Origin of the sequence: Streptomyces luteireticuli, from assembly GCF_041519305.1 — a bacterium.
GTDB lineage: Bacteria > Actinomycetota > Actinomycetes > Streptomycetales > Streptomycetaceae > Streptomyces > Streptomyces luteireticuli.
In genome coordinates this window covers 7280136-7306082 of sequence record NZ_CP167927.1, presented here as the reverse complement: position 1 = coordinate 7306082, position 25947 = coordinate 7280136, and the positions used below count along the sequence as shown (strand labels likewise).

General features: G+C 73.1%; 18 protein-coding genes and 1 pseudogene. 10 read left to right on the top strand and 9 right to left on the bottom strand.

Going from position 1 to position 25947, the window contains the following annotated elements; genetic code table 11:
* Window positions 1-12: 12 nt before the first annotated feature.
* The 3 genes and pseudogenes from AB8735_RS32830 to AB8735_RS32820 all read right to left on the bottom strand — a co-directional run bounded on the left by AB8735_RS32830 (window position 13) and on the right by AB8735_RS32820 (window position 3376).
* Window positions 13-990, bottom strand: a complete 978-nt coding sequence (locus AB8735_RS32830; protein ID WP_372411298.1) for a TIGR04222 domain-containing membrane protein — start codon at window positions 988-990, stop codon at window positions 13-15.
* Window positions 987-2271, bottom strand: a pseudogene (locus AB8735_RS32825) (DUF692 family multinuclear iron-containing protein). The gene AB8735_RS32830 and the pseudogene AB8735_RS32825 overlap by 4 nt, the downstream one beginning before the upstream one ends.
* A gap of 91 nt (window positions 2272-2362) precedes the next feature.
* Window positions 2363-3376 (bottom strand): isopenicillin N synthase family dioxygenase, encoded by a 1014-nt coding sequence (locus AB8735_RS32820; RefSeq protein ID WP_372411296.1) that lies wholly within the window; start codon window positions 3374-3376, stop codon window positions 2363-2365.
* A gap of 712 nt (window positions 3377-4088) precedes the next feature.
* Between AB8735_RS32820 and AB8735_RS32815 the strand changes: the two genes are divergently transcribed.
* The 4 genes from AB8735_RS32815 (at window position 4089) to AB8735_RS32800 (ending at window position 8610) form a co-directional block, all read left to right on the top strand.
* The gene (locus AB8735_RS32815) at window positions 4089-4481 is read left to right on the top strand and encodes a rodlin (protein ID WP_372411295.1); all 393 of its coding nucleotides are present in this window, start codon (window positions 4089-4091) and stop codon (window positions 4479-4481) included.
* Between the two features lie 231 nt (window positions 4482-4712).
* On the top strand, window positions 4713-6464 hold the full coding sequence (locus tag AB8735_RS32810) for a carbohydrate binding domain-containing protein (protein WP_372411293.1): 1752 nt from the start codon (window positions 4713-4715) through the stop codon (window positions 6462-6464).
* 100 nt (window positions 6465-6564) lie between these two features.
* Window positions 6565-7755 (top strand): rod shape-determining protein RodA, encoded by a 1191-nt coding sequence (gene rodA / locus AB8735_RS32805; RefSeq protein WP_344027888.1) that lies wholly within the window; start codon window positions 6565-6567, stop codon window positions 7753-7755.
* A 189-nt stretch (window positions 7756-7944) separates the two neighbouring features.
* Window positions 7945-8610, top strand: coding sequence for a DedA family protein (locus tag AB8735_RS32800; RefSeq protein WP_344027891.1), 666 nt, complete (start codon window positions 7945-7947; stop codon window positions 8608-8610).
* Between the two features lie 189 nt (window positions 8611-8799).
* On the opposite strand, the gene AB8735_RS32795 is transcribed toward AB8735_RS32800, so the two are convergent.
* Together AB8735_RS32795 and AB8735_RS32790 are read right to left on the bottom strand one after the other, a co-directional pair.
* Window positions 8800-10050 (bottom strand): IS110 family transposase, encoded by a 1251-nt coding sequence (locus AB8735_RS32795; protein ID WP_372411747.1) that lies wholly within the window; start codon window positions 10048-10050, stop codon window positions 8800-8802.
* Window positions 10051-10423: 373 nt separating this feature from the next.
* Window positions 10424-11398, bottom strand: coding sequence for a polysaccharide deacetylase family protein (locus AB8735_RS32790; protein WP_372411292.1), 975 nt, complete (start codon window positions 11396-11398; stop codon window positions 10424-10426).
* 347 nt (window positions 11399-11745) lie between these two features.
* Here AB8735_RS32790 and AB8735_RS32785 point away from each other — a divergent pair, with 347 nt between their 5' ends.
* Entirely contained in the window at window positions 11746-13107 is a 1362-nt protein-coding gene (locus tag AB8735_RS32785) for a glutamine synthetase (RefSeq protein WP_372411290.1), read from the top strand.
* Between the two features lies 1 nt (window position 13108).
* Window positions 13109-14257, top strand: coding sequence for an amidohydrolase family protein (locus AB8735_RS32780; RefSeq protein WP_372411289.1), 1149 nt, complete (start codon window positions 13109-13111; stop codon window positions 14255-14257).
* A gap of 237 nt (window positions 14258-14494) precedes the next feature.
* On the opposite strand, the gene AB8735_RS32775 is transcribed toward AB8735_RS32780, so the two are convergent.
* Window positions 14495-16051 (bottom strand): AMP-binding protein, encoded by a 1557-nt coding sequence (locus AB8735_RS32775; RefSeq protein ID WP_372411287.1) that lies wholly within the window; start codon window positions 16049-16051, stop codon window positions 14495-14497.
* A gap of 177 nt (window positions 16052-16228) precedes the next feature.
* Here AB8735_RS32775 and AB8735_RS32770 point away from each other — a divergent pair, with 177 nt between their 5' ends.
* The 4 genes from AB8735_RS32770 to AB8735_RS32755 all read left to right on the top strand — a co-directional run bounded on the left by AB8735_RS32770 (window position 16229) and on the right by AB8735_RS32755 (window position 21576).
* Window positions 16229-17764 carry an alpha/beta hydrolase gene (locus AB8735_RS32770; protein WP_372411285.1) on the top strand — a complete coding sequence of 512 codons (1536 nt, stop codon included), beginning with the start codon at window positions 16229-16231 and terminating at the stop codon, window positions 17762-17764.
* A 131-nt stretch (window positions 17765-17895) separates the two neighbouring features.
* Entirely contained in the window at window positions 17896-19140 is a 1245-nt protein-coding gene (locus AB8735_RS32765) for a glycosyltransferase (RefSeq protein WP_372411284.1), read from the top strand.
* Between the two features lie 154 nt (window positions 19141-19294).
* Window positions 19295-20500: a wax ester/triacylglycerol synthase domain-containing protein gene (locus AB8735_RS32760; protein WP_372411283.1), complete on the top strand. Its 1206-nt coding sequence runs from the start codon at window positions 19295-19297 to the stop codon at window positions 20498-20500.
* A gap of 146 nt (window positions 20501-20646) precedes the next feature.
* A complete protein-coding gene (locus tag AB8735_RS32755; protein WP_372411281.1) occupies window positions 20647-21576 on the top strand; it encodes an alpha/beta fold hydrolase in 930 nt (309 codons plus the stop codon).
* A 35-nt stretch (window positions 21577-21611) separates the two neighbouring features.
* Here the strand turns inward: AB8735_RS32755 and AB8735_RS32750 are convergent, their stop codons facing one another.
* The 3 genes from AB8735_RS32750 to AB8735_RS32740 form a co-directional block, all read right to left on the bottom strand.
* Window positions 21612-22532, bottom strand: a complete 921-nt coding sequence (locus tag AB8735_RS32750; protein ID WP_344027917.1) for a serine hydrolase — start codon at window positions 22530-22532, stop codon at window positions 21612-21614.
* A 199-nt stretch (window positions 22533-22731) separates the two neighbouring features.
* Complete coding sequence (locus AB8735_RS32745) at window positions 22732-24333, bottom strand: phospholipase D-like domain-containing protein (RefSeq protein ID WP_372411280.1); 1602 nt, start codon at window positions 24331-24333, stop codon at window positions 22732-22734.
* 171 nt (window positions 24334-24504) lie between these two features.
* Window positions 24505-25866 carry an FAD-binding oxidoreductase gene (locus AB8735_RS32740; RefSeq protein WP_372411278.1) on the bottom strand — a complete coding sequence of 454 codons (1362 nt, stop codon included), beginning with the start codon at window positions 25864-25866 and terminating at the stop codon, window positions 24505-24507.
* Between the last annotated feature and the right edge of the window lie 81 nt (window positions 25867-25947).

Genomic DNA, 25947 nt, shown 5'->3' with positions numbered 1-25947 from the left:
GCGGCCCGGCCGCTACGAGCAGCTGCTGCTACTGCAGCTCGACGAGGAACAGCTGGAGCAGCTCGACCCCGAGGAGCAGCTCGAACCGCCCGAGTCTCCCGAGTCGCCGGACGACGAGCCCCCGTCGCCCCACCCCGCCTCGCTCCAGCCGCCGTCGCAGGAGGCGCCCACCACGACGGAGCCGGACGACGTCGAGCCCGCCCAGGAAGAGGAAGCGGAGGAGGAGGAAGAAGAGCCGCTGCTGCGGCGCTTCCGGTCCTTCTCGTTCGCGTTCCGGAACTCGTGGCGGAGCGCCGTACCCGTCAGCGCCTCCGTGCCGTGCACGGCGACCACCCCGGCGTGCTTCTCCGGGTGTTCGGCGGGGTCGGTGGTGCTCCAGGGGCCGTATGTCCGCATCCGCCGGGCGAGGTCCTCGCCCGAAGCGGTGTAGGGGATACGGCGCTTGCCCCGCCGGCAGACGATCGAGACCGTCAGTCCGAGGGCGGCGACGACCAGCACGCCGGGGAACAGCGAGGCGTCCGCGATCAGCGTCGCGACCAGGGCGACGGGCAGGCCCACGCGCTGGACGACGACGGACGTGCGCCACAGCCGCCAGATGCGCGGGGCCGTCAACAGGCCCTGGGCGACGAGGTCGTGGTGCAGTGCCTCCATGGCGGCGTCTCTGCGCAGGCCGACGCGCAGCCAGTTCAGCGACTCGGCCCAGTCCGCGCCGCACTGTGCGAGCAGCGCGCGCTCCACGGCGTCGTCGGCGACGGGGCGTTTCACGGTGACCCGGCCGCTGCGCACCCTGACGCGCTTGTCCTGCCACATCCTGGTGATCACGGCGTCCGCGACCCGGCCCGCGCCGCCCTGGAGATAGGCGGCCCGCAGCAGATCAGGCTTCAGTAGGGACACGGCTCCCGAGGGATGGCGGGCCCGCCACCACAGCCACAGGGTCCCCAGGGCGGGGGCGACGACGGCGACCAGCGTCACCAGTACGACGACGATCATCGGTTCACTGCCTTTCGTCCACCGCGCAGGGCGGTCACCAACCGGCGGAAGGGCCCGGCGGGCGGCGCGGTCTCCCCCGCCAACCAGGCCGCCAGGCGGTCCATTTGGGGCTCGGGCACGGCCCGTACGCCGATCAGGTGGCGGGCGAAGTCGAGGGCGTCCCGCCGGTAACCGCCGTCCGTCATGGCCCGCTTCCCCGCGTAGCCGAGGAAGAGCCGGCGGTAGTCGTCCCCGAGGAGCGCGGGCAGTTCGGGCGCCACCTTGGCGACGACGCCGGCGCGCTTGGCGTGCAGCGCCCGGCGCTGCACCGCCACACGGCGCGGGTCGAAGCCGGGCGGCGGCGGGGCGTCGGTGACAAGCGCGGCGAGCAGGGCGTACTGGGCGCGGGCGAGCCGCTCGCGGGCGGCGTCGGTGCCGGAGGTCTCAGCCATGCCGGGCCCCCGCCATCACACCACGTATCGCGTCCAGTTCGGCGGCCAGCGCGGCCCCGGAGGGGAAGTCGTCGTCGCGCTCCAGCAGGACGCCGGGCGGGGCGACGCGGGCGCGGAGCTCGGCGAGGACGTCGAGCACGGGCCGGGTGACGGGGTGGGCGTGGCTGTCGTACCACAGCCCGTCGCGTTCGTACCCGCCGGCGACGTGGACGTAGGCGATGGCCTCGACGGGCAGTTCGTCGAGCGCGCGGGCCGGGTCCTCGCCCCGGTTGACGTGGTTGGTGTGAAGGTTGGCGACGTCCACGAGGAGCCGCACCCCGGTGCGTGCGACGAGCTCCGCGAGGAACTGACCCTCCGTCAACTCCTCGTCGGGCCAGGCGATGAGGGCCGCGATGTTCTCCAGTGCGAGGGGTACGGGCAGCGCGTCCTGGGCGATGCGCACGTTCTCGCAGAGGACGTCGAGCGCGTCCCGGGTGCGGGGCACGGGCAGCAGGTGCCCGGCCTCCAGCCGGGGTCCGGGCCCGCCGGAGGAGCGCACGAACGCGATGTGCTCGCTGACCAGCGGGGATCCCAGGGCCTCGGCGCGTTCGGCGAGGGCCATGAGGCGGGCGAGGTCGGGGCGTTCGGCACCGCCGAGGCCGAGCGAGACGCCGTGCGGGACGACGGTCGTGCCGGCGTCGAGCAGCCGGCGCAGGGCGTCGGGGAGGTGGCCGGGGCAGATGTTCTCCGCCACGACCTCCACCCAGTCGAGCCCGGTCAGCCCCGCGATCGCGTCGGCGATCTCCGGCCGCCAGCCGATCCCGGTCCCCAGTTTTCGAACAGCCTGTTCCTGCACAACCCCACCCCCCATGCCCTCGGGCCTGCGATCCCGAGGTGTTGACGCCCGTTCACTTTACAAATTCTTGACGGGTGACCGAGGGGGCGGGGTGGTGATGCCGGTCTCAGCCGACGGGTGCGGCCTCCAGCAGGTCCCGGTGGTGGCGCTGCGCCACGGCGGGGTGTGCCCGGAGCCAGCCCTTGATCTCGTTGCGGCCGTACTCGGCGAACAGCGGGTTGGCCGCGTCCTGGGTGACGCCCGGGGCCCGGTCGGCGTACGGGAAGGGCACGGGCGCGATCCGGGCGTCGAGGCGCGGGTTGTAGAAGAAGGGCACGGAGTAGCGCTCCCGGGTGCCGGGCGGGCTGACCACGCGGTGGTTGGTGGCCTTGAGGTAGCCGTCGGTGGCCACTTCCAGCAGCTCGCCCAGGTTGATCACGAAGGCGCCGGGCAGCGGCGGCACGTCGATCAGGGACCCGCCGGGGCCCTCGACCTGGAGCCCGCCGACCTCGTCCGTCAGCAGCAGGGTCAGGAAGCCGTAGTCCTTGTGCCAGCCGACGCCCTGACCGGCCCCGTCGGGGGCGCTGCCGGGGTAGCGGACGAGCTTGAGGTGCAGGTGGGGGCGGTCGGCGAAGGCCTCGTCGTAGAAGTCGGCGGGCGCCCCGATCGCGGTGAGCAGCTCGTGCAGCAGCCGCTCGGCGACCGCGCCGAGCCGGTCGATCCAGCCCAGGGCGGCGGTGCGCAGCTCGGGGAGGGCGGCGGGCCACTGGTTGGGGCCGTCCAGCCACCAGTAGCCGGGCTCCCCGGGGGCCGGGACGTGCGGGGCACGCTCGGCGCCGATGTCGAGCTGGTCCCGCCAGTCCTGGCTGCCGCCGGTGCGCTCGTCGCCGATGCGGGTGTAGCCGCGGAAGTGGGGCGAGTTGAGGTTGGAGACGGCGAGCCGGTCGGCCTCCGGGAGGGCGAAGAAGGCCCGCATGGTGCGCATCAGTCCGGCGGTCTCGTCATCGCTGATGCCGTGGCCCGTCAGGTGGAAGAAGCCGACGTCGCGGGCGGCGGCGTGCAGCGTCTCGTGGAAGCGGGCGCGCTCGTCGGGGGTGCCGGAGGCGGCGGAGAGGTCGATGACGGGGAGCTTGTCGTTCATGAGGTGTCCACAACGTGCGTGAGGGGCCCGTCCGCCCCCGGGATCACCGGGCGGCCCGCGCCGCCGCGAGGGTGCGCGGACGGAACGGGACAGGGCGGCAGGCTGTGCGAAAAAGCAGGAAGAGCCGGGGAACAGCTGAAGAGAGCTAAAGAAACGCGAGGTCAGCGCGGTGTGCGCCCCGGCCCGGAGAAGACGTCGGGCAGCAGGGGGCGCTGGTCAGCCGGAGCGGCGACAGGACATGCTCGTGACGCGCAGGAAGTCCACGTGGCGTCGCTTTACAAGCAGATTCACACGGACGAGGGTATACGACCCGGTGCGCGATGACGGTGTCCCCCTCGTCACACCCGTCCCGGCCGTCGATGCCCAGCACGGGAGGCCGTACGGAAGGCCGAGGGCCCGCCCGGACGCGTCGCGTGGGGGCGCCGTCCGGGCGGACCGGCGGCGGGAGGCCCGCCGCGGACCGCACCGTACCAGCCGGGCGGACGCCCTTCCGCCCGCGTCACCCATATGCCCGACCACCCCGGACAGGGAGCCCGATAAACCCTCCGGAGATGCCGCGCGGCGCTTCCGTACGGATACGGACCGGCTCCGGACCGGCTCCCACCGGCATCGATGGCTCGAATGAGTGAAATCCCGGAACTTCCCAAAAGGGTCAGAGTTACTCAGTTCGCTTCCCGAGCGGGAAAACCCTCTTCGATCGAAAGGCATAGACGTGCTCAAGAAGGCAATCGCCACGGCCGCGGTGTCGGCTTCCGCGATCGGCGCCATGGCCACCCCAGCGATGGCGTTCGGGGACGACGAAGACGTCTACAACGCGAACGGCGCCAAGACCGGTTACGGCAACACCCACACCGGCGGCAAGGAAAGCCCGCAGATGAGCCTGGTCCAGGGCTCGCTGAACAAGGTGTGCATCGGTGTCGGGAAGGCCGGTATCCAGTCCCTCATCGCGCTGATCAACGTCGGCGTCCAGGACGTGCCGGTCCTCACCTCGGAGCAGCAGCAGCAGTGCACCGACAACTCGACGATCAACGACGGCGACGACCCGCTGTCGCACATCCTCGACGACTTCCCGATCATCTCGGGCAACGGATCCGCCAACGGCTGACGAAAGCCTCGCGGTTCCGCGGAAATCCCTCCGCACCGGGCATCGCGCCCGGTGCGGGGGGATTTCTCTGTGCCCGTGTGCGAGTGCTGCCAAGTGGTCGGTAATTCCGCGTGGTTGGCCGGGGAAATTTTTCCCGCTGCCGGGACTCTTGACTCAACTCTGGTCCAGTCCAACGATGTTCACCGCGCAACCGCCCCCACCCCGTGCACACCCCAGTCACCGGGAGCATCCGTGAGACGACGACGCCCCACCGTCCGCACCGCGGTCACCGCCCTGGCCACCGCGCTGGCGGGCGCGGCCGTGGCCCTGGGCCACGGCGGGCCGGCGACGGCCGCCACCCCCCTTCCCCCGCGGGTCTTCGCGCCCTACTTCGAGAGCTGGCTCCCCGGCGGCGGCCCGGCCGAGCTCTCCGCGCAGTCGGGCGCCAAGCACCTGACGATGGCCTTCCTCCAGACCGAGGCCAAGGGCTCCTGCACGCCGTACTGGAACGGCGACAAGAGCAAGCCGGTCTCCCCGTCCGTGTTCGGCGCCGACTTCGGCACCATCCGCTCCCGCGGCGGCGACGTCATACCGTCCTTCGGCGGCTACGCGGCCGACAACGGCGGCACCGAACTGGCCGACAGCTGCACCGACACCGACAAGGTCGCCGACGCCTTCGAGAACGTCATCACGACCTACGACATCAGCCGCATCGACCTGGACATCGAGGACAACTCGCTGACCAACAGCGCCGGGATCGACCGCCGCAACAAGGCGGTCAAGAAGGTCCAGGACCGGGCCGCCGCCCAGGGTCGCCCGCTGCAGATCTCCTACACCCTGCCCACCACCACCCACGGCCTCGCCGACAGCGGGCTCGCCGTCCTGCGCAACGCCGTCGCCAACGGCACCCGGGTCGACGTCGTCAACATCATGACGTTCGACTACTACGACGGGGCCCAGCACGACATGGCCGCCGACACCATCAGCGCCGCCGAGGGACTGCACGCCCAACTGGCCCGGCTCTACCCGGCGAAGAGCGACGCACAGCTGTGGGCGATGACGGGCATCACCGAGATGCCGGGCATCGACGACTACGGCCCGGCCGAGACGTTCACCACCCAGGACGCGGCCAAGGTCTACCAATGGGCGGTCTCCAGGAACATCAACACCCTCTCGTTCTGGGCGCTCCAGCGCGACAACGGCGGCTGCCCGGGCACCAAAGGGTCCGACACCTGTTCCGGACTCGCCCAGGAGACCTGGGACTTCAGCCGCGCGTTCGCCCCGTTCACCGGAGGAGGCGGGCCCACGCGGCCGGACTTCTCGATATCCGTCACGCCCGGCGGGTCCTCCGTGCCCCCGGGCGGCTCCGCGACGGCCGCCGTCGGCACGGCCGCCGTCTCCGGCCCGGCCCAGACCGTCCGGCTCGCGGTAGACGGTGCCCCGCGCGGGGTGACCGCCGAGGTCTCCCCCTCCTCCGTGACCGCGGGCGACTCCGCCCGGCTGGCCGTCTCCGTCGCCTCCGACGTCCCGCCCGGCAGCTATCCGCTCACCGTGACGGGCACGGCGCCCTCCGGCAGCCACACGGCGGCGTACACCCTGACCGTCCCGGGCGCCGGCACCCCGGGCCGCGTCGTCAACGGCGACTTCGAGACCGGCGCCCTCGCTCCCTGGAGCTGCGACGAGGGCGCGACGGTGGTCAACTCCCCGGTGCACGGCGGCTCGTACGCGCTGCGGACCGCCCCCACGGCGTCCGGCACCGGCGAGTGCCGGCAGACGCTGACGCTCGCGCCCGGCACGTCCTACACGCTCGGCGGCTGGGTCCGCGGCGACTACGCCTTCCTCGGCGTCTCGGGCGGGGCGACGGCGAGCAAGTGGTCGACGTCCGGCGACTGGACGAAGCTCTCGGTCCCCTTCACCACCGACTCCTCCGGGAAGGTCACCGTCTACGTCCACGGCTGGTACGGCCAGGGCGCCGTTCTCGCGGACGACCTCACGATCGGGTGAAACGACGGGAGGACCGGGCCCGGCCGGGGAAGGACCCTCCCCGGCCGGTGCCGCACAGCGACTCCTCCCGGCCGTCGCCCGCCGTCCCGGAGGATCACCCGTGGGTATCGCACTCGTCCGGCCCCAGGCCCGCCGCCCGCTGCTCAGGGCCTTCGGCCGCTCCTCCCCGCTGTGGCGCCTGGACTGGGTCCTGCTGGGCGCCATGGTGGCCCTGGGCTGCATCGGGGGGCTGCTCACCTGGTCGGCCACGGTGCACCGGCAGGACGCGGCCGGCGCCGACCCCCACTCCTACCTCAAGCGCCACATACTCAATCTGGTGCTGGGGCTCGCCCTGTGCCTGGCGCTCGCCTTCCTGGGCCACCGCCGGCTGCGCGGCTACGCGCCGGTGTTCTACGGCGCGTCGCTGCTGTTCCTGGCCACCGTGCTGACCCCGCTCGCCAGCACCATCAACGGCGCCCACTCGTGGATCGTGCTCGGCGGCGGCTTCTCGCTCCAGCCCTCCGAGTTCGTCAAACCGGCCCTCGTCGTGATGCTGGCCGCGCTGCTCGCCGAGGAGCGCGAGACCCGGCGCGGGAGCGTACCGGGCGGGCGGCAGACCCTGATCGCGCTCGCGCTGTTCGCCGTGCCCGCCCTGGTGATCATGGCCAGCCACGAGCTGGGCACGAGCCTGGTCCTCGCCGCCGTCACCGCCGGGCTGCTCTTCCTCTCCGGCGTCTCCGGCCGCACGCTCGGCGTCCTCGCCGGGGTGGCGGCGACCGCGGTCGTCGCGGTGTTCGGGCTCCACCTGCTCAGCGCGTACCAGATCAACCGCTTCGCCGCGTTCGCCGATCCGCATCTGGACCCGTCCGGCGTCGGCTACAACACCCACCAGGCGCGGATCGCCATCGGCTCCGGCGGGCTGCTCGGCCAGGGGCTCTTCCACGGTTTCCAGACCAGTGGGGGCTTCGTGCCCGAGCAGCAGACCGACTTCGTCTTCACCGTCGCCGGCGAGGAACTGGGCTTCCTCGGCGCCGGCACCGTCATCGCCCTGCTCGGCGTGGTGCTGTGGCGGGCCCTGGGCATCGCCCGGCGGGCGGACGACATGTTCGCCACGCTGCTGGCCGGCGGGGTGGTGTGCTGGCTGACCTTCCAGTCCTTCGAGAACGTCGGGATGACGCTGGGCATCATGCCCGTGGCCGGGATCCCGCTGCCGTTCGTCTCCTACGGCGGGTCCTCGATGTTCGCCGTGTGCGCCGCGATGGGCATCCTCCAGGGGGTGCATGCGGATTCGCGGCGGCCGCGGAGCGGTTGAGTTCCGGGCTTTGGGTTTCGGGTTCGGGCTTTGGGTTCTGGGTTCTGGGTTCTGGGTTTCGGGCCTTGGGTTTCGGGCTTTGGGTCCGGTGGGGCGGCATGCGGGAGGAGACGCGCCCCGCCCGATCGTCTACAGTCGTGTAGACCGTCTACTCCTGTGTAGACAACGACCGCCGGAGGCCGTGCTCCCGTGTCATCGCCACCTCTCCCCTTCGCCGCACTCGCCGTCAACCCGCTCGACGCGTCCTCGCTGCTGTCGTCGTTCGGGGCGCTCGGCATCGCCGTCGTGCTCTTCGCCGAGACCGGTCTGCTGATCGGCTTCTTCCTGCCCGGGGACTCCCTGCTGTTCACCGCCGGCCTCCTCTGCCGGCCGGGAGCGCACTCCGGGCCGCACCTCGACCTCGCCCAGGTCCTGGCCGCGGCCGTGACCGGCGCGCTGGCCGGCTCGCAGTGCGGGTACGTGCTCGGCCGCCGCGGGGGCCGCACCCTGCTGGCCCGCTCCCGCAACAGGCGGCTGCTCGAAGGAGCCCAGCGCGCCGAGGAGTTGCTCGACCGCTACGGGCATGCGCGCGCGATCGTCCTGGCCCGCTTCGTGCCGGTGGTGCGCACGGTGCTCAACCCGCTCGCGGGGGCGCTGGGCGTGCCGCGCCGCGAATTCACGATCTGGCAGGTGGCGGGAGGGGTGGTGTGGACGGCGGGGCTGGTGCTGGCCGGGGATGCGCTGGGGGCTGTGGTGCCGAATGTGGACCGGTATCTGCTGCCGGTGGTGGGGGTGGTGGTGTTGGTGTCGTTGTTGCCGTTGGGGGTGGAGGTGGTGCGGGGGCGTCGGCGTCAGCGGGAGCGGGTGGGGCGGTGAGGGGGGTTGCCCCTGGCCCGCCCTTTCGCCGTTTCTTCCGGGGAGACCCCGGACCCCGTCCGCCCTCCGGGCGGAGTCCTCAAGCGCCGGACGGGCTGAATTCAGCCCGTCCGGCGCTTGAGGACGAGCGGCGGAGCCGCGACAACGGGGTCCGGGGCGGAGCCCGAAAAGGTGCCCCTATGGTTTTCGTCAAGCGGCGATGGCGGTAGGGGGCGCGTAGAAGGTGCCGTCGCGGAGCATGGCGAAGAGCACGTCGATGCGCCGCCGGGCGAGGCAGACGAGGGCGGCGACGTGGTGCTTTCCCTGCCGTCGCTTCTTGTCGTAGTAGGTGCGTGATTCGGGCTGGGACAGCGATGCGAACGCAGCGAGGTAGAAGGCTCGTTTGAGCTGTTTGTTGCCTCGTCGGGAGGGATGCTCGCCGCGTATGGAGGAGCCGGAGCTCCTGGTCACGGGTGCCAGTCCGGCGTAGGCGGCCAGGTGGCCGGCCGTGGGGAAAGCGCTGGCGTCGCCGACGTCGATGAGGATGCGGGCTCCGGTCCTGACCCCGATGCCGGGCATGGAGGTCAGGACCGGGGAAAGAGGGTGGGCCTCCAGCAGTTCCTCGATGCGGGCGGCGAGGAGTTTGCGCTGGTCGAGCACGGAGGTGAGTGAGCCGGCGAGGCTGGGGACGATCAGCGAGGCTGCGTCGGTGCCGGGCACGACGACGCTCTGCTCGTCGAGGGCGTCGAAGACGTCCTCGACCAGGCGCTCGGCCAGCCGCGGGGCCTTGGGTCTGAGCAGGGTCACCAGTCGGCGTCGCCCGGCTTTCCTCAACTGGGCCGGGGATCCGTGACGTTCGAGGAGTGTCAGGACGGCGGGATGATCCAGCCTGGGACCGAGGACCCGCTCCAACGACGGGTGGATCTGGGTGAGCAGGCCACGCAGACGGTTCTTGATCCGCGTGGACTCGGTAGCCAGGTCGTCGTCGAAGCCGACGATCATCTCCAGCTCGGCAATGGTCTCGTCGGACGGCGCCAGGTTTCGCAGCGTGTGCGGCATCGTCCGCGCGGCATCGGCGATGATCGCCGCGTCCCGGGCATCGGTCTTGGCCTCACCGGCGTACAGATCGGCGATCCGTCGCATCGTCAGGCCGGGCAAGTAGGCGACGCTGCAGCCCATGTCACGGGCCACCGCCAGCGGCAGAGCTCCGATCGAAGCCGGCTGGTCGACCACCACCAGCACAGTGCCGTGCTTGGCCTGGAGCTTGGCGAACACCTCACGCAGTTTCGGCTCGGTGTTGGGCAGCCGCTTGTCGAAGACCCGCTTGCCCACCGGAGTCAGGGCGGTGGCATGGTGCTCGCCCTTGCCCACGTCCAGGCCCAGGTAGACGTCGATGTCACCCGTGTCGATCACGTGCACTCTCCACAGCGGTCGCGCCCTCCCCGGCCTCACCTGCGGCATCAGCGTGCCGGCATCCACGTTACGAAGAGACTGCCTCACCCGGAACAGGATCGGCGCTCGTGCCCCTAATCAGCGGTCTGCCAATGCCTCCGGTACCCGGTGACACCACCTTTTCGATCATGATCGACAGGGGCTGCAAGTCATGCCGGGACCAGAGGCCGGGAACCCCGTTGCGGGGCCACGAAAAAGGTAACGGGGCCAGGGGCGGAGCCCCGGAAGCAGGGGTGCAGGGGGCGCAGCCCCCGCCGGGGCGCAGGGGCGGAGCCCCGCCCACCGCGGCGAAGCCGCGGTGCCGGGCCCCGGGGCGGAGCCCCGGAAGAAACGGTGAAAGGGCGGGCCAGGGGCAACCCCCCACCCCACCTACAGAAACGTTTCAGCACGCCAACGGATACGGCACCTGCTCCGTCACCGGCCCCGTATTCCGACACATCAAATACCCCTGCTCCCGCAGATCCCCGATGATCCCCGGCAACGCCTCCGGGAAGTGGCTGAACAGATGTCCGAGGATCACCCCGTTCGTCTTCTCCTCCGCCGACGCCTCCCGGACGCTCGCCCGGATCGCGTCCACGTCCCGGAACGCCCCGCCGACCTGCTGCCAGTCGTACGTGTCGATCGTCCAGTTGCAGACCCGCTGCCCCAGGCTCGCGGCCATCTCCGTCTCCCGCTGGCCGACGTCCCCGTAGGGCGGGCGCAGGAAGTTGCCGGGCACTCCGTTGCGCAGCTCGTCCTGGAGCTCCTGGTCCGTCAGCCGGGTGAGCTGCTGGTGGGACCAGGTGTGGCTGCCGACCCAATGGCCTTGCCGGCGCAGGGTGGTGGTGATCTGGGGGTACTGGGAGGCGTACTTGTTGATGAGGAAGAAGGCCGCCCGGACTCCCTGGGACTGGAGCTGCGCACCGATGCGGACGGCGCGTTCGGGGTCGTTGTACGGCCAGTCGTCCAGCGACAGCAGCACCCGGCCGGAGGCGTTGCCGCAGCGTTCCCGGTCGTAGCCGGACTCCGGGTCCGGCACTCCGACCTGGGCCGGTCTGCCGCCCGCGGGACGGTGGTTGGCGCCCTCCGGGGCGCCGTGCCCGGCGCCGTGCCCCTCGGCCGGCCGGTGCTGCTGCGCGCCGCCGGCCGGGCGGGGGGCGCAGGCTCCCACGGCCGTCGAGGAGCCGTGCCGGTGGTCGTCGTGCGTCCCGCCGTGTCCCGCCCGGGCGTCGCACTCCGGCTGGTCGTCCATCGAGGTCACGGCGAACGCCGAGCCGGCGACGAGCACCGCGGCCGCGGCGGCGGCCTTCAGCGGAGCCCTTCTGCGGCGCCGGTGGCGTCCGCGGCCGGGCCGCAGGACGCCACGGAATTCCGACATGCTGACTCCTCGACGTCGCCGATCTTGACACCAGCCTCGGGGCAGGTCCGCACTCCCGCAACCGAGGGTCCGCCGTCCGGTTCCGCCCCCGGTGCCGCGCACCGCGCACACGCGCCGCCGGGATTCCACTCCTTCGCCCACCCGCCGTGCGGAGAACCGCAGTTCGGACATCGGGGCCGAACACGGGCCGGAGCAGGGCGCCTTGGCGGCGCCGTCCCCGATTCCGCCGAAAGGCCCCGGTACGAGGTGTCGCGCGGTGGAATCCGGACCAGAATCTCTGGGCGGCGCGGTTTTCCCGGCGCCGCCGCCGTCCTCGCCGTCCACCGCACCCCGCCGGAGGAGACCGCATGCACAGGCCGGAACGGGAGCGCGCGGAGTCGGCGGCCCGGCAGGAGGCCGCGCAGCTCACCGCGCGGGACGTCCGGGCCGTGGCCCTGACCTGGGTGGACAACGCGGGCATCACCCGCGTCAAGGGCGTGCCCACCGCCCGGCTGGCACACGCCGCGCGCTGGGGGGTGGGGGCGTCGCCGGTGTTCGACGTCTTCCTCACGGACGACTCCGCCGTCACCGGTACGCACCTCGGCGGGCCCGACGGCGATCTGCGCCTGATCCCCGACCTCGGCCGGCTGACCGTCCTGGCCGCGCAGCCGGGCTGGGCCTGGGCGCCGGCCGACCGCCACGAGCAGGACGGCCGCCCGTACGCCGCCTGCCAGCGGCGGTTCGTCCGCCGCATGGCCGAACGGGCCGCGGCGGACCACGGTCTGCGGCTGCGCATGGGCTTCGAGACGGAGTGGATCGTCACCCGGGACGAGGGGTCCAACGGCCCTCCGCTCTACGCCTGTTCGGGACCGGCCTACGGGATGACGCGGCTGGTGGAGCTCTCCGACTATCTGCGGGACGTCCTCGACGCCCTCACCGCCCAGGAGATCGAGGTCCTCCAGATCCATCCCGAGTACGCGCCGGGGCAGTTCGAGGTCTCGGTGGCCGCCACGGACCCGGTCGGCGCGGCGGACCTGGTCGTGCTCGTCCGCGAGACGGTCCGCGCGGTGTCCCGACGGCACGGTCTGGAGGCCCAGTTCGGGCCGGTCGTGGACGCCGGCGGCGTGGGCAACGGCGCCCATCTGCATCTGAGCCTGCTGCGCGGGGAGCGGAACCTGTGCCGGGACGGCGACGGCCCGTCGGGGATGACGGCGGAGTGCGCGGCGTTCCTCGCCGGTGTGCTGCGGGAGCTGCCCGCGCTGCTCGCCCTGGGCGCCCCCTCCCCCGCCAGCCATCTGCGGTTCAAGCCCTCGCACTGGGCCGGCGTCTTCGCCTGCTGGGGTCCGGAGAACCGGGAGGCCGCCATCCGTTTCGTCCCGGGTCCACCGGACGCGAAGGGCCAGGCCAACGCCGAGGTCAAGTGCTTCGACGGGGCGGCGAATCCGTATCTGGCGGCCGGGGCCGTGATCGCCGCCGGGCTCGCCGGGATCGAGGCCGGGCTGACGCTGCCGCCACCGGTGACGGGCGACCCGGCCGTCACCGGCGGGCAGCGGCGCCTGCCCGCCTCGCCGGCCGACGTCCTGGACCGCTTCACCCGCTCGGACCTGCTGCGGACCGCGCTCGGCGACCCCCTGTTCGAGGCCGTCGCGGCGGTCCGGCGCGCGGAGGTCCGGCAGTACGCGGGCGCGGCCCCGCAGGACATCGCCGACGCGACGCGGCGGCGGTACTGACATGGGGGCGCACGCGAAGCCGTCCCCGCCGGCGCTGGTGGACCACCACTGCCACGGCCTCGTCCGCACCGAGCTGGGGCCCGACGCCTTCGGCGCGCTCCTCAGCGAGTCCGACGCGCCCGCCGCGCCCGGCACCTCCTTCCTCGACAGCCAGCTCGGGTACGCCGTCCGCCGCTGGTGCCCGCCGCTGCTCGGCCTCGACCCGCACTGCACCCCCGCCGAGTACCTCGAACGGCGGCGGGAGCTGGGCCCGTCCGAGACGGCCCGGCGGCTGCTGGGCGCCACCGGGATCACCGACTATCTGGTGGACACGGGCCTCGCGGGCGACCTCACGGGCCCCGAGGAGCTCGCCCGCACGGCGGGCGGCGCCGCCTGGCACGAGGTGGTGCGCCTGGAGCCGCTGGCCGAGCGGATCGCGGACGGGTCCGGCGACCGGGCGGAGTTCCTCGGCGGGCTCTCCGACGCCGTGCGGAAGGCCGCCACGACGGCCGTGGCCTTCAAGTCCGTCGCGGCCTACCGTTACGGGCTCGACTTCGAGCCCAACCCGCCCGGCCAGGCCGAGGTGCGCGCCGCGGCGGACCGGTGGCTGGCCTGCCGTACGCCGGGCGGCCGGCTGACCGACCCGGTGCTGCTGCGTCATCTGCTGTGGTCGGCAGCCGAGACCGGGCTGCCGCTCCAACTGCACACCGGCTTCGGCGACCCGGACCTCACCCTGCACCGCTGCGACCCGGCGCTGCTCACCGACTTCGCCCGGGCCGTGCGACCCACGGGCTCGGCGCTGGTGCTGCTGCACTGCTACCCGTACCACCGCAGCGCCGCCTACCTCGCCCACGCCTTCCCGCACGTCTACGCGGACCTCGGGCTGGCCCTGTCCTACAGCGGGGCGCGCGCCGAGGCGGTGCTGGCGGAGGCGCTGGAGCTGGCCCCGTTCGGGAAGCTGATGTTCTCCACGGACGCGGCCGGGCTCGCGGAGCTGTACGTGGTGGGCGCCGAGCTGTTCCGCCGGGGCCTGGCGCGGCTGCTGGACGGCTGGGTGAGCGACGGTGCCTGGTCGGCGGGCGACGCCGCGCGCGTGGCCGACCTGATCGGGTCGGGCAACGCCCGGCGGGTCTACGGGCTGGGGCGGACGGACGGTGCGGCCGGGGTGTGAGCGGATTCCCGGGGACCGGGCGCGGCCGGTCCGCGGCGGCGCGGGGCGACGGAGACCGGCAGCGCCCCGCGGGCGGCGATGGCGGCACCCGTCCGGAACGGAGGCGGTGAACCCCGAGGCGCCCGGACGTCCGCGCACCCTGTCCCGGGCCCTGATCGTCGGCGAGGCCCGGCGCATCGCCGACGAGGAGGGCCTGGCCGCGCCGACGGTGCGCCGGGGTGCTCGGCACCGGCGGGGTCAGCCGGTGAAGGTGGCGCGCAGCGCCTTCTTGTCCACCTTGCCTATGCGGGTGACCGGCAGGGACCTCAACTGGGTGATGCCGCGCGGCTCGTAGAGCTCGCCCAGTTCGGCGACGACGGCGGCGGTCACGGCCGCCGGGTCCACGGAGTCGTCCTTGTCGGTGGCCAGGAAGACGTGGACGGCCTCGCCGTAGCGCTCGTCCGGGACGCCCACCGCGGCGGCGTTGCGCACCCCGTCCAGGGTGAGCAGGAAGTCCTCCAGGACCTTGGAGTAGACGTTGTCGCTGGTGCGTCCGGTGACGATGATGTCCTTGGCCCGGTCCACCAGGTAGAGGAAGCCGTCCGCGTCGCGGTAGCCCACGTCCCCGGTGGCCAGCCACCCGTCGCTCAGCGCGGCGGCCGTGCGCTCAGGGTCGCGGTAGTAGCCCAGCATCCTGGTCTCGCCGCGGACGTGGAGTTCGCCGGTCTCCCCGTCGGGGAGCGCGGTGCCGTCCTCGTCGCGGATCTCCACCTCCACGCCGTCGATGGCCCGGCCGACGCTGGCCCACCGCTCGGGGTGCTCGTCGTCGTACTCCTCGGGCATCATGACGGAGATGCCGAGGGCCTCGGACTGGCCGTAGCCCTGGCCGATCACCTGGCCGAAGACGGCGCAGGCCTGGCGCAGCCGCTCGGGCGCCGACGCGGCGCCGCCCACGAACACGGACTCCAGGTGCGGGAAGTCCCCGGGCCGGCAGTCGGGGTGGTCGAGCAGTTCGTAGAGCATGGGCGGTACGAACATGGCGGAGTTGATGCGTTCCTCGCGCAGCACGGACAGCGCGTGGCCGGCCTCGAACGAGGGCAGCAGCACGACGGTCGCCCCCGCGACGAGGCCCTGGACCGAGACCAGATGCCCGCTGCCGTGGGTGATCAGCGTGGCCGCCAGGGCGCGCTGCCCGCGCATCCAGGGCGCGTTGTGCGTCGCGTCGACCATGCGGTCGTACAAGGACCTGCCCTGCGCGGCGAGTTTGGGGTTGCCGAGGGTGCCGCCGGTGTAGAAGATGGTGACCGGCTCGTCCGTCGCGAGGGGCGGGGCCGTGGGGCGCTCCGCGGGCAGCTCGCGGGCCGCGGCCAGCAGGTCGGTGACGCCCTCCACGGGGCCGAGGGACAGCAGCCGGGGCGGGCGTTCCATCAGGCCGGGCAGCGCGGTGGCGTGCAGCGCGAAGAGCGGGTCGAAGACGATGGCCCGGACCTCGGCCTGGCCTGCCAGTGCGGCGAGTTCGCCCTGACCCGGCTCCGGGGGCAGGAAGACGACGTGGCAGCCGATGAGGTGGACCGCGAGCTGGGCGAGCACTCCTTCGGGGCGGTTGGCCAGAAACAGACCCACCGCGTCGCCGGGCACCAGGCCCTCGGCACGCAGGGCGTTGCCGATGCGGAACAGGGCGTCGCGGGCCTCGGCGCGGCTGATCCGCACCGTCCCCTGGACGAGCGCCTCCGCCTCCGGATCCCGGTCCCACGCCTCCAGGATGTGTTCGATATAGGTGCGCTCTTCGTTGGATGGAGCCTGAGTCTCTTGCATGAGGTCATGCAAACATGACAGTTCGAACATCCTGTTCCGGAATGCGAACGGAGGGTCGCATTCCGGCCATCCCGAGGTGGCACCAGCACCACCACGAAGACGGAACCCCGTGGGATCGATCCGGCATCCGCGGGCCCGGAGGATCGTCCTCGAAGCCCACCCCTTCAGGAGGACCGAATGCCCCCGTTCAGAACGCCCCGCCGCGCGGCCGCCGCCGTGGCCGGTCTGGTGGCCGCCGTCTGTGCCGCCACCGCCCTTCCGGCGGCCGCGGCCCCCGAGGCGGGCCCGGCCGTGCCCGGCCGGTACGCCCGGCAGCACCTGGACTGGCATCCCTGCGACGGACCGGCCGGGCTGGAGTGCGCGCGGATGGCCGTCCCCCGCGACTGGCACCACCCGGGCGCCGGGCCGGACCTGGACATCGCCGTCTCCCGGCACCGGGCGGCCGGCGCGGGCGGGCGCGGCGTGCTGATGATGGCTGCCGGCGGCCCCGGTGGTTCGGGGCTGGCCCGGCCGGCGGACCTCGCCCGCCGCTCTCCCGCCGTGGCCACCGCCTACGACATCGTGAGCTTCGACCAGCGCGGGGTCGGGCGGAGCACCCGGGTGCGGTGCCAGACGCCGGAGGAGTTCGCCGGGTTCCTCACCGGCGACGCCCGGGACCGGTCGCCCGCCGCGCTGCGCCGCACGCTGGCGACCGCCCGCTCCTTCGCCGAGGACTGCGGACGGCGCGACGGCGCGCTGCTGCCGTACCTGACGACCGAACAGACCGTCCGCGACATGGACCTGTTCCGCTCGCTGCTGGGCGCGCGGACCGTCTCGTACTACGGCGCCTCCTACGCCACGGCGGTCGGCGCCTATTACGCGACGCTCTTCCCGCACCGCGTCGAGCGCGCGGTCCTCGACAGCAACGTGGGCTTCGACGGCTCCTGGCAGCGGTTCGGGCTGGGGCAGCCGAAGAGCTTCCAGCGCCGCTTCGAACAGGACTTCCTGCCCTGGCTCGCCCGGTACGACGACGTCTACCACTACGGACGCACCGCGGCCGCCGCACAGGCGAAGTGGGAGCGGCAGCGACGCGCCCTGCGCGCGCACCCGGTGACCTTCGGCAAGGCCGTCATCGGCCCGGACCGCTTCGACAACGGCACCTCCGACGCGCTCTACAGCGCGGACCGGTTCCCCGTCCTGGCCTCCGCGCTGGCGACGCTCGACCACTGGGACCGGGCGGGCGAAACCGAGCGCGCCCGGGCCGCCGGCCTCCTCGGCCGCGCCCCCGACCCGGCCTTCTACGCCGAGTACTTCTCCGTCACCTGTGCCGACTCCCCGTGGGACCGCGACGCCCGGGCCTGGGTGCGCCGGACCGCCGACGACGCGGCGAAGCGGCCGCTCGTCGGGGCCCGGGCCCTGGCCTTCGCCGCCGTCTGCGCCTCCTGGCCCGCACCGGCGGCCCCGAAGGTGACGGTGACCGGCGCCGGCCTGCCGACCGTACTGATGCTCAACTCCGTTCACGATCCCGCCACTTATTACGAGGCGGCCGAACGGGCCCACCGCGCGCTGCGCGGCTCGCGCCTGGTGACCGTGACCGGCGACGGGGACCACGGACAGTACGCGGCCGGGAACCCCTGCGTGGACGGCGTCGTCGACCGCTACCTGCTCGACGGCCGCGCCCCCGCACGGGACATGACGTGCCCCGGCAAGCCGCTGCCCGTCCCCGCCGCGTAAGCCGGACGCCGCCGAACCGTACACATGCGCCCAGGTTGGCACCCGTGCCGTATCCGGCCGGGTGCCGCGTCGTTGTTTCCGGCAGGCACACGACCCGCGGGCGGGACGGGCCGGGACCGGGAAGGCGGAACATGCGCATCGACATCATCACCGCGGGCACCACGGGCTCCGTCGCCCCCTACACCGGCCTCGGCCACCGGCTGGCCGCCGAGGGGCACGATGTGGAGATCGTCACCCACACCAAGTTCGCCGACACGGTCACCTGCTGCGGGCTGCGCACCCGGCCGCTGGAGGCCGACCCCTTCGAGGAACTCATCGCCGCCCACAACCGCTTCCGGAACGCCGGACGTTCGCCCCGCGCCCTCCACGAGATCGCCCGCGCCACCGAACGGGCCGCCGTACGGCTCGTGGACGGGCTGCTCACCGCCGTGGACCCCAAGGCCGACCTCGTCCTGCTGTCCACCATCGTCGCGCCCATCGGCCGCGTCGTGGCCCGCTACCACCGGGTGCGCAGCATGGGCGTCTTCCTCCAACCCGACGTCCCCACCTCGGCGTTCCCGCCCTGCGTGCTGCCCTGGCAGCCGCCCGGGTACGGCAACCGGCTGCGCGCCCGCGCGGTCAACGCCCTGACCGACGCCCTCTACTCGGCCGCCAACCGGCGGCTCCACGCACGCCTCGGCATCCGCCACCGCGGCGTCCATCTGCTGCGCCGGGAACGGGAGAAGAGCCGCTGGCCCATCTGGCACGGCTACAGCCGCACCGTCGTGCCCCGGCCGCCCGACTGGCGGCCCGGGCTGCGGGTGGCCGGCTACTGGTGGCCGCACGAGTGTCCGTCCTGGCAACCCCCTTCCCTGGTCACCGACTTCCTCGAGGCCGGGCCCCCGCCGGTGTTCGTCGGCTTCGGCAGCATGATGCCGGAAGCCCCGGAACGGCTGGGCGAACTGACGGCCCGTGCGCTGCGCAAGGCCGGGCTGCGCGGCATCGTCCAGGCGGGGTGGGCCGGGCTGTCGGTGACCGGCGACGACGTCATCACCGTCGGGACCCTCCCGCACGGCTGGCTGCTCCCGCGCACGGCGGCGGTGGTGCACCACGCGGGTGCCGGGACGACGGCGGCCGGGCTGCGGGCGGGCGTGCCCGCGGTCCCGGTGCCGCTCCTGACCGACCAGCCCTGGTGGGCGGCCCGGCTGGTACGGCTCGGGGTGAGCCCCGGCGTACTGCCGCACGCCTCGCTCACCGCGGACCGCCTGGCGGCGGCGCTGCTGCGCGCGACCGGCGAACGGCGCTTCGCGGAGCGGGCGGCGGAGGTGGCCGGCCGGCTGGCCCGGGAGGACGGGGCGGGGGCGGTGGCGCGGGCGGTGGCGGCGATGGAGCCGTGACGCGGCGCTTGCGCCGCGGGGGGTTTGCCCCGGTCCTGCCCTTTCACCGTTTCCCCGGGGGAGACCCCCGGACCCCCATCCGCCCTTCGGGCGAAGTCCTCAAACTCCCCGGAGGGGGCAACCCCCAGACGGGCTGAATCGGAGGAGGAACACGATGCCCCCGACCCCCATGTCCCCCCTGGACGCCTGGCTGCACAGCCACCAGGCCGGCGGATCGCTCTGCATGACCTTCGGGCTCGTCGCCCGCTTCGTCGGAGAACCACCCGCCCTCGACGCCCTCCGCGACCGCGCCGCGCACCGCTGGGCGCACCACGACCGTCTCCGGATGAGCTCCGGCACCGGACTCCGGTGGATTCCCGGGCCTCCCTTCGACCCCGTGCACCACGTCGGCACCCCTGCCCGTCGGGCCTCCCCCGACGAACACACGGCACACCTCATCGCCCGCCCCTTCGGACCCCCGCGCCCGCCCTGGCAGTTGCACCTGCTGCCCGGACCGGACGGCGGGTTCGCCCTCCTCCTCCGCGCCCATCACGCCCTGCTCGACGGCCGGTCGGCCCTCGTCCTCGTCCAGGAACTGCTGGACGGGCCGGCGGCCCTGCCGGGGCAGCGGGCGGGGAGCCAGGCCCCGCCCCGCCGGAGGCCTGGCCTCACGGACCTCCTTCCCGCCGGGCGCCCCCTCCCCCTCCACGGGCCCGTGGACTCCCGGCGGGCCGTCGCCTGGAGCACGGTGACCGCGGGGGAGCTGGCCGCCGCCCGGGACGCGCTGCCCTCGGGGCGGGCCTCCGCCAACGCGGTCTTCCTGGCGGCCACGGCCGGGGCCCTGCGCGGGGCCGGGGCCACCGGGCGGCTGCCGTTCCTGCCCGGCGTGTGCGCGATGGTCCCCGTCGACGTCCGCCCGGACGACGACGGGGCGTTGCTCGGCAACCACTACGCCACCGTCCGCGTCCCACTCCCGTCGCACGGCCGGGCCCGCCGCCGCCTCGCCGCCGTGGACCGTTTCACCCGCCGCGTGGCGCTGCACGAGCGCGCCCGGGCCCAGGCGCGCGCGGTGGCCGGGATGGCCGGGCGCCGCGGGGCGCTGACCGAGGCCCTCGGGCGGTACGTGGACTCGTCGCTGTACTCGTCGCTGCTGTGCAGCAGTCTCGCGGACCGCGGGGGCCCGCGGACCCTGGGGCCCGCCGCCCTGACCGGTCTTGCGTTGCTGCCCTCGCTCAGCCCGGGCCATCCCCTGGCGGTGACCATGGTGCGGGACGCGACCGGTGCGGCGACGCTGACGGTGGTGACCGATCATGCCCGCCGGGTGCTGGCCGGACGGCTCTCCGCCCTCCTCCGCGAGGAGATCCGCGCACTGGGCCCATGACCGGCTCCCGTCGCCGCCGTGCGCAGTAACGTCCCACCGCCGCCTGTCGTTCCACTGATGACGGCACCCCACCAGACCCCGGCCGCGCGGTCACGGGGACGGCACTCCGACCGCGCGGCGCGACCGTGAAACGGAGACTCCTTCTGATGACGTCCACCACCCTCTCGGAAGAGGTCATTCCGCTCACTTACGGCGGTTTCTCCTACAGCGGGCGGATCGTCCACCGGCCGGACGCGCGGCTGGCCCCGATCGTCCTCGTCGGCGGCGCGTTCCAGCACCAGGGCGCCTGGGGCCGGCTGGAACGGATGCTCCTGGAGGCGACGAGCGTGATCACCGTCGATCTCCCGGGCTGGGGCGCGGCGGACCCCCTACCGGCCCGCTACGGCATCGACTTCCTCTGCGGTGCGCTCGACCAGTTGCTGGCGAGGACCGCGCCGCACACGGTCAACATGATGGGCGCGTCCTACGGGAGCGCCGTGGCCCACGAGTGGGTGCGCCGCCACCCCGGCCGGGCCGAACGGCTGGTGCTGGTGGGGACCATGGCGCGGCTGACCGACCATGTCCGGGCCCGGGTGGAGCTCACCCTCCGCATGCTGGAGCGGGGCAGCCACGAGGAGTTCGTGGACCAGATCCTCGACACCATGATCTGCCGCGCCCCGCACGTCCACGTGGCCCGGCGGGACACGGTCGTCCGCTGCCTCACCCGCGCCCTCAACGAGATGACCGCCGACGAGAAGATCAAGTACCGGGAGAACACCCGGCGGTTGCTCGACCACACCGCGCCGTCCGGCGGGCCGGCGGTGCGGATCCCGGTGCTGGTGGCCACCGGTGAGCACGACCCGCTGACGACGCCGACGCTGAGCCGCGAGGCGTCCGCCCGGTTCACCGACGCCCGGTTCGCGATGTTCAAGGACGCGGACCACCTCGTCCACCTGGAGCGTCCGGTGGAACTGATCGACCTGCTGCTGAAGTTCCTCGCCGACGAGCCGCTGACCGGTCTCGACTACTGCCACCCGGTCGAGCACCCGGGGCAGCGGCTGCCGGTCCCGTCGCCCCGCGCCGGCGGGCGGCGCTGAGGCGGTCCGGCGCGGGGGCCGGACCGCCGTCCCGCTCAGTCCTCGTGCGCCGCGGCGGGCAGTTGGCGCGCCTTGAAGCGCGTGTGCGTGTGGTAGGCGTAGTCGAGCATCCTCGCCGCGTCGGGATAGCGGTTCGGCGCGTCGTTGAGGAGCACACCGACGACGGTGCGGCCGCCGCGCCGGGCCGCGAAGACCAGGCAGGGGCCCGAGGCGCGGGTCGACCCGGTCTTGACGCCGAGGACGCCGTCGTACGAGCCCAGCAGCTTGTTGGTGTTGTACCAGGTGTAGCGGCGGTTGACGTTCTGCGCCTTCTGCTGGGTGCTCATCGCCTTGGTGACGGTGACGAGCGTGCTGTTGCCCAGCGCGTGCCGGGCGAGCTTCGCCAGGTCACGGGGGGTGGAGTGGTTGCCGCCGGTGGTGATGCCGTCGAAGGAGTCGAAGTGGGTGTTGCGCATGCCCAGCAGGGCCGCCTCGCGGTTCATCCGTGCGACGAACGACGCCGTCCGCTCGGTCTCGCCGCCGCCGCTGCCCAGCGCGTCGGCCAGGGCGTAGGCGGCGTCGCATCCGGAGGGGAGCATCAGCGCGTACAGGAGCTGCCGGACGGTGAGCCGGTCGCCGGTGCGCAGGTCGGCGGTGCTCGCCCCGTGGCGCGTCACATAGTCGCGGTAGGACTGCTTGACGGTGACCTGCTTGTCCAGATCGGACGGGCGGCCCGCGAGCGCCACGACGGCTGTCATGATCTTGGTGGTGCTGGCGATCGGCCGGGCGACGTCGGCGTCCTTGCCCCACAGCGCCCTGTTCGCACCGCTGTCGAGCAGATAGGCGCCCTTGGCGCCGATCCCCGAAGGCCCGTCGGCGGCCTCGGCGGTGGACGGGAGTGCGACGGCCAGGGCCGCGGCGGACGCGGTCAGCGCCGCTCCCCAGCGGCGGGCCGTGCTTCCCCCACTTCGGTCCATGAAGTCTCCAGAGTTCCTTGCGTGTCGGGATGGGCCAGCGCATGGTCGCACCCCCGCGCACGGGTCGGGAAATCGCTTCACGAACGGGTGAGGGAATGGTGCACGAGGCCGTTCGACCCCCGAACTCCCTTATGAAGAAAGGGAGAAGCGGCGCCCCCGGAAAGGGGCGCCGCTTCGGTGCGGTGAGGCCGGGACGCGGTCAGAGCGAGCAGACGCCCCGCTCGTGGTCGACGGTCGCCGTCGCCTTCGAGAACTCCCACTCCGGGTCGAGCAGCTTCTCCTTCAGCTGCGCGGCCGCCTCGGGGCTCTCGACGATGTAGCCGAAGTCCTGGAGCCAGGACGGGTAGAGGTTCTTCGAACCGATGTAGAACGCCGAGCCGTCCACCGACACCATCTTGTGGTGCAGCGGGTAGGCGTGCCCGTCGGCCCACTTGCCGCTCTTCGAGCTGCGGAAGCTCGCGAGCTGGAGGTTGGAGCACATCGCCGACTTCGCCTTGCCGTCGTCGCCGACGACCTTGGCGAGCCGGGCCCGGAGCACGTCGCTGATCTCCGAGAGGGACTTGATCTGCGAGTAGCCGCCGCTGCCGACCGTGCCCCGGTTCTCCGGGTCACTGACGACAATGCGGACCTTCACCCCGGAGGCGAGCTTCTGCGCCAGGGTGTCGTAGAGCCGGACGTCGTACTTGGGGAGCGGCGGGCAGGTCGCGTTGAGGTCCTGCTGCGAGATCTCGACGTGCTTGTCCGCGCTGCGCACCAGCTCGCGCAGGGCGCTCTCCTCGGGGTTGACCGTGTCGTAGTCGCGGTCGGCGTTGGTGTTGTCGTGCACGCCGACGACGCACTTGGTGTCCGTGGCGGACGGCAGCTGCGGGTCGAACTTCGAGGCGGCGTCCTTGTCCCGGATGCCGACGCCCAGTCCGCCCACGGCGATGACCGGCACGTTCCCCGTCGGCCCCGCGGGCTCCGGGTTGGCCCGCTTCTCCAGGTCCGGCGTGCAGGACGCCCCGTCGGAGGCCGCGAACCACACGCTGGCGACGTTGCCCTTGTTCTTGCAGGTCCAGCCCCACAGGGCGTCGAGGTAGCGGCCCGCCGAGGAGGCGGCCGGGCCGGTCAGGGCCAGGTCGACGTCCGTGACCGGGTGGGCGGTGTCGAGGTAGTCGCCCTTCCAGTTGTTGATGCCGCCGGTGATGGCCGAACGGCCGTCCACGACCAGCAGCTTGGAGTGGTTCCAGGAGAACGCCGTCTTGGAGGTCGTCATCGACGCGGCGGTGAGCGTGACGGAACCGGCCGCCTTGCCCAGCTTCTTGCGCAGGTCGTCGACGTAGGCCCCGGGGCGCACGTTGAGGTGGTAGACGGGCGCGGCGCCGACCAGGACGCGGACCGTGGGCTTGTTGCCGGCCTCGACGGACGCCTTGAGGCCGTCGGCTATCGCGTCCTGGAACGCGCCGTCGGGGAAGGGCGCCAGCGTGGAGATGTCCACGGTGCGCTTCGCCGCCGCGATGTTCTCGGTCATCTTCGCCAGCAGCCGCTTCGTACCCGGGCGTTGGGCACAGGTGTCGTCACCCCAGCAACCGGGCGTCTGCAGCAGCCAGTCGGAGGCGTCCGCGGCCGAGGCGTCCAGCTTGTTGCCCTCGGTGCGCTGCCAGATCTCGCCCTCCAGGCCCGGCGAGACCTGACGGAGCGTCCGTTCGACCGCGTCGAGGTGCGGGGTGGCCGGGGCCCTGCCGTCGGCGAGCGCCGGGGCGGCGGGGAGGACGGCGAGGGCGACGGCGGACGCCGTCGCATGGCGGGCAAATCGGTTCAATCGGCTGAGCCGGTCGCGGAGCAAGGCGCATCCTTTGGCAAATGATGAACTGTGCGGGGTGATCCGTTGAATCCCGGACGTCTGTTCGTCGCGCGGATGATCAACTGCGCAGAAGTTACCAGGTGCCGTGGCGCCGCGGCAGGGGGTGGCCGCGGCGGACCGGGGCGGCGGCTAGGCCGGGCGTACGTTTCGGTTGAGGCGGAAGAGGTTTGACGGATCGTAAGTTGCCTTCAGGGCGGCGAGGCGCTCATAGGTCCCGGCCTCGTACCCGGCCCTGACCTGGACCTCGTCGGCGTGTTCGCCGTCGCCGTAGAGGAAGTTGAGGGAGTGTCCGACCGTCCAGGGCGCGAGGGCCTCGCGCAGCAGGCCGTGCCGGGCGCGGACCTCGTCCGGGCCGACGCCGGGGAAGAAGCCGGAGACGGCGGCCACGAGGAACTCCGCCCCGCGGTGGTCCACGGCGGTCCCCCGGGCGCCCCGGCGCAGGGCCCCGCCCAGGTGGCGGATGTCGGTGAAGGCCGGCACCGGGGAGTCCGGGCCGACGGCCCCCAGCAGGGCCTTCAGGGCCTCCGGCGGCAGCTCGTCGAGGAACGCGCTGGTGCCGGCGTAGGCGTTGGGCTCGTCGGGGTCGTTGTGGATGGTGCCGGACTCGGTGTACGGCAGCACACGCAGGCTGTCGTCCAGCCGCGGGCCGATCGCGCGCAGCGGCGCGACCAGGCGCTCGCCCTCCTCGGCGGGGCCGTTGAAGGCGATGCGGAAGGAGGCGACGTAGCGGCCGCGGAGGAACTCGGGCAGCTGCGGGATGTCCGGGAAGGGGATCAGGGTGACGGAGGAGGTCATCTCCTCGGGCACACCGGTGGTCCAGCGGCGCCAGACCTCCAGGGCCTCCTCGACGAGCGGGGTGTCGAAGACGAGCTGCCCGCCGTAGAGGGTGGCCACCGGGAAGAGGTCCAGCACCAGTGACGTCACGACGCCGAAATTGCCGCCGCCGCCCAGCAGGGCCCCGTACAGCTCGTCGCCCGGGCCGACTTCGCGCAGCCGGCCGTCGGCGGTGACGACCTCCAGCGAGCGCACATGGTCGGCGGCGTAGCCGTACTGCCGGGCGAGCAGGCCGAGGCCGCCGCCGAGGGTGTAGCCGACCACGCCGATGGTGGGCGTCGAACCGCTCAGCGGTGCCAGGCCGTACGCTCCGGCCGCGTCGATCACGTCCCCCCAGCGCGCACCGGCGGCGACCCGGGCGGTACGCGCCTCGGGGTCCACGTGCACGCCCGCCATCCGCCGGGTGCTGACGAGCACTCCGCCGTCGGCGGCCACCGACAGCCCGTGCCCGGTGAGTTGAACGCCCACGGGAAGTCCCTCGGCGGCCGCGTACGCCACGGCCCGGCGCACATCCTCGGCGTCGGCCGCGCCGACGACCACGGACGGGCGGTGGGCGTAGGCGGCCTGATAGCCGGCGAGTTCCTCCTCGAAGCCCGGGTCCCCGGGGCGGAGCACCGGTCCCGTCAGGCCGGTGAGTGTCTGTGTGCTTCTCTCCATGGCGACCACGATGCTCGCGTACGTCCCATAAGTCCAAGAGCCCGTCAAGATGGTTGCCAGAAGCGTTCGTTATAGCCACAC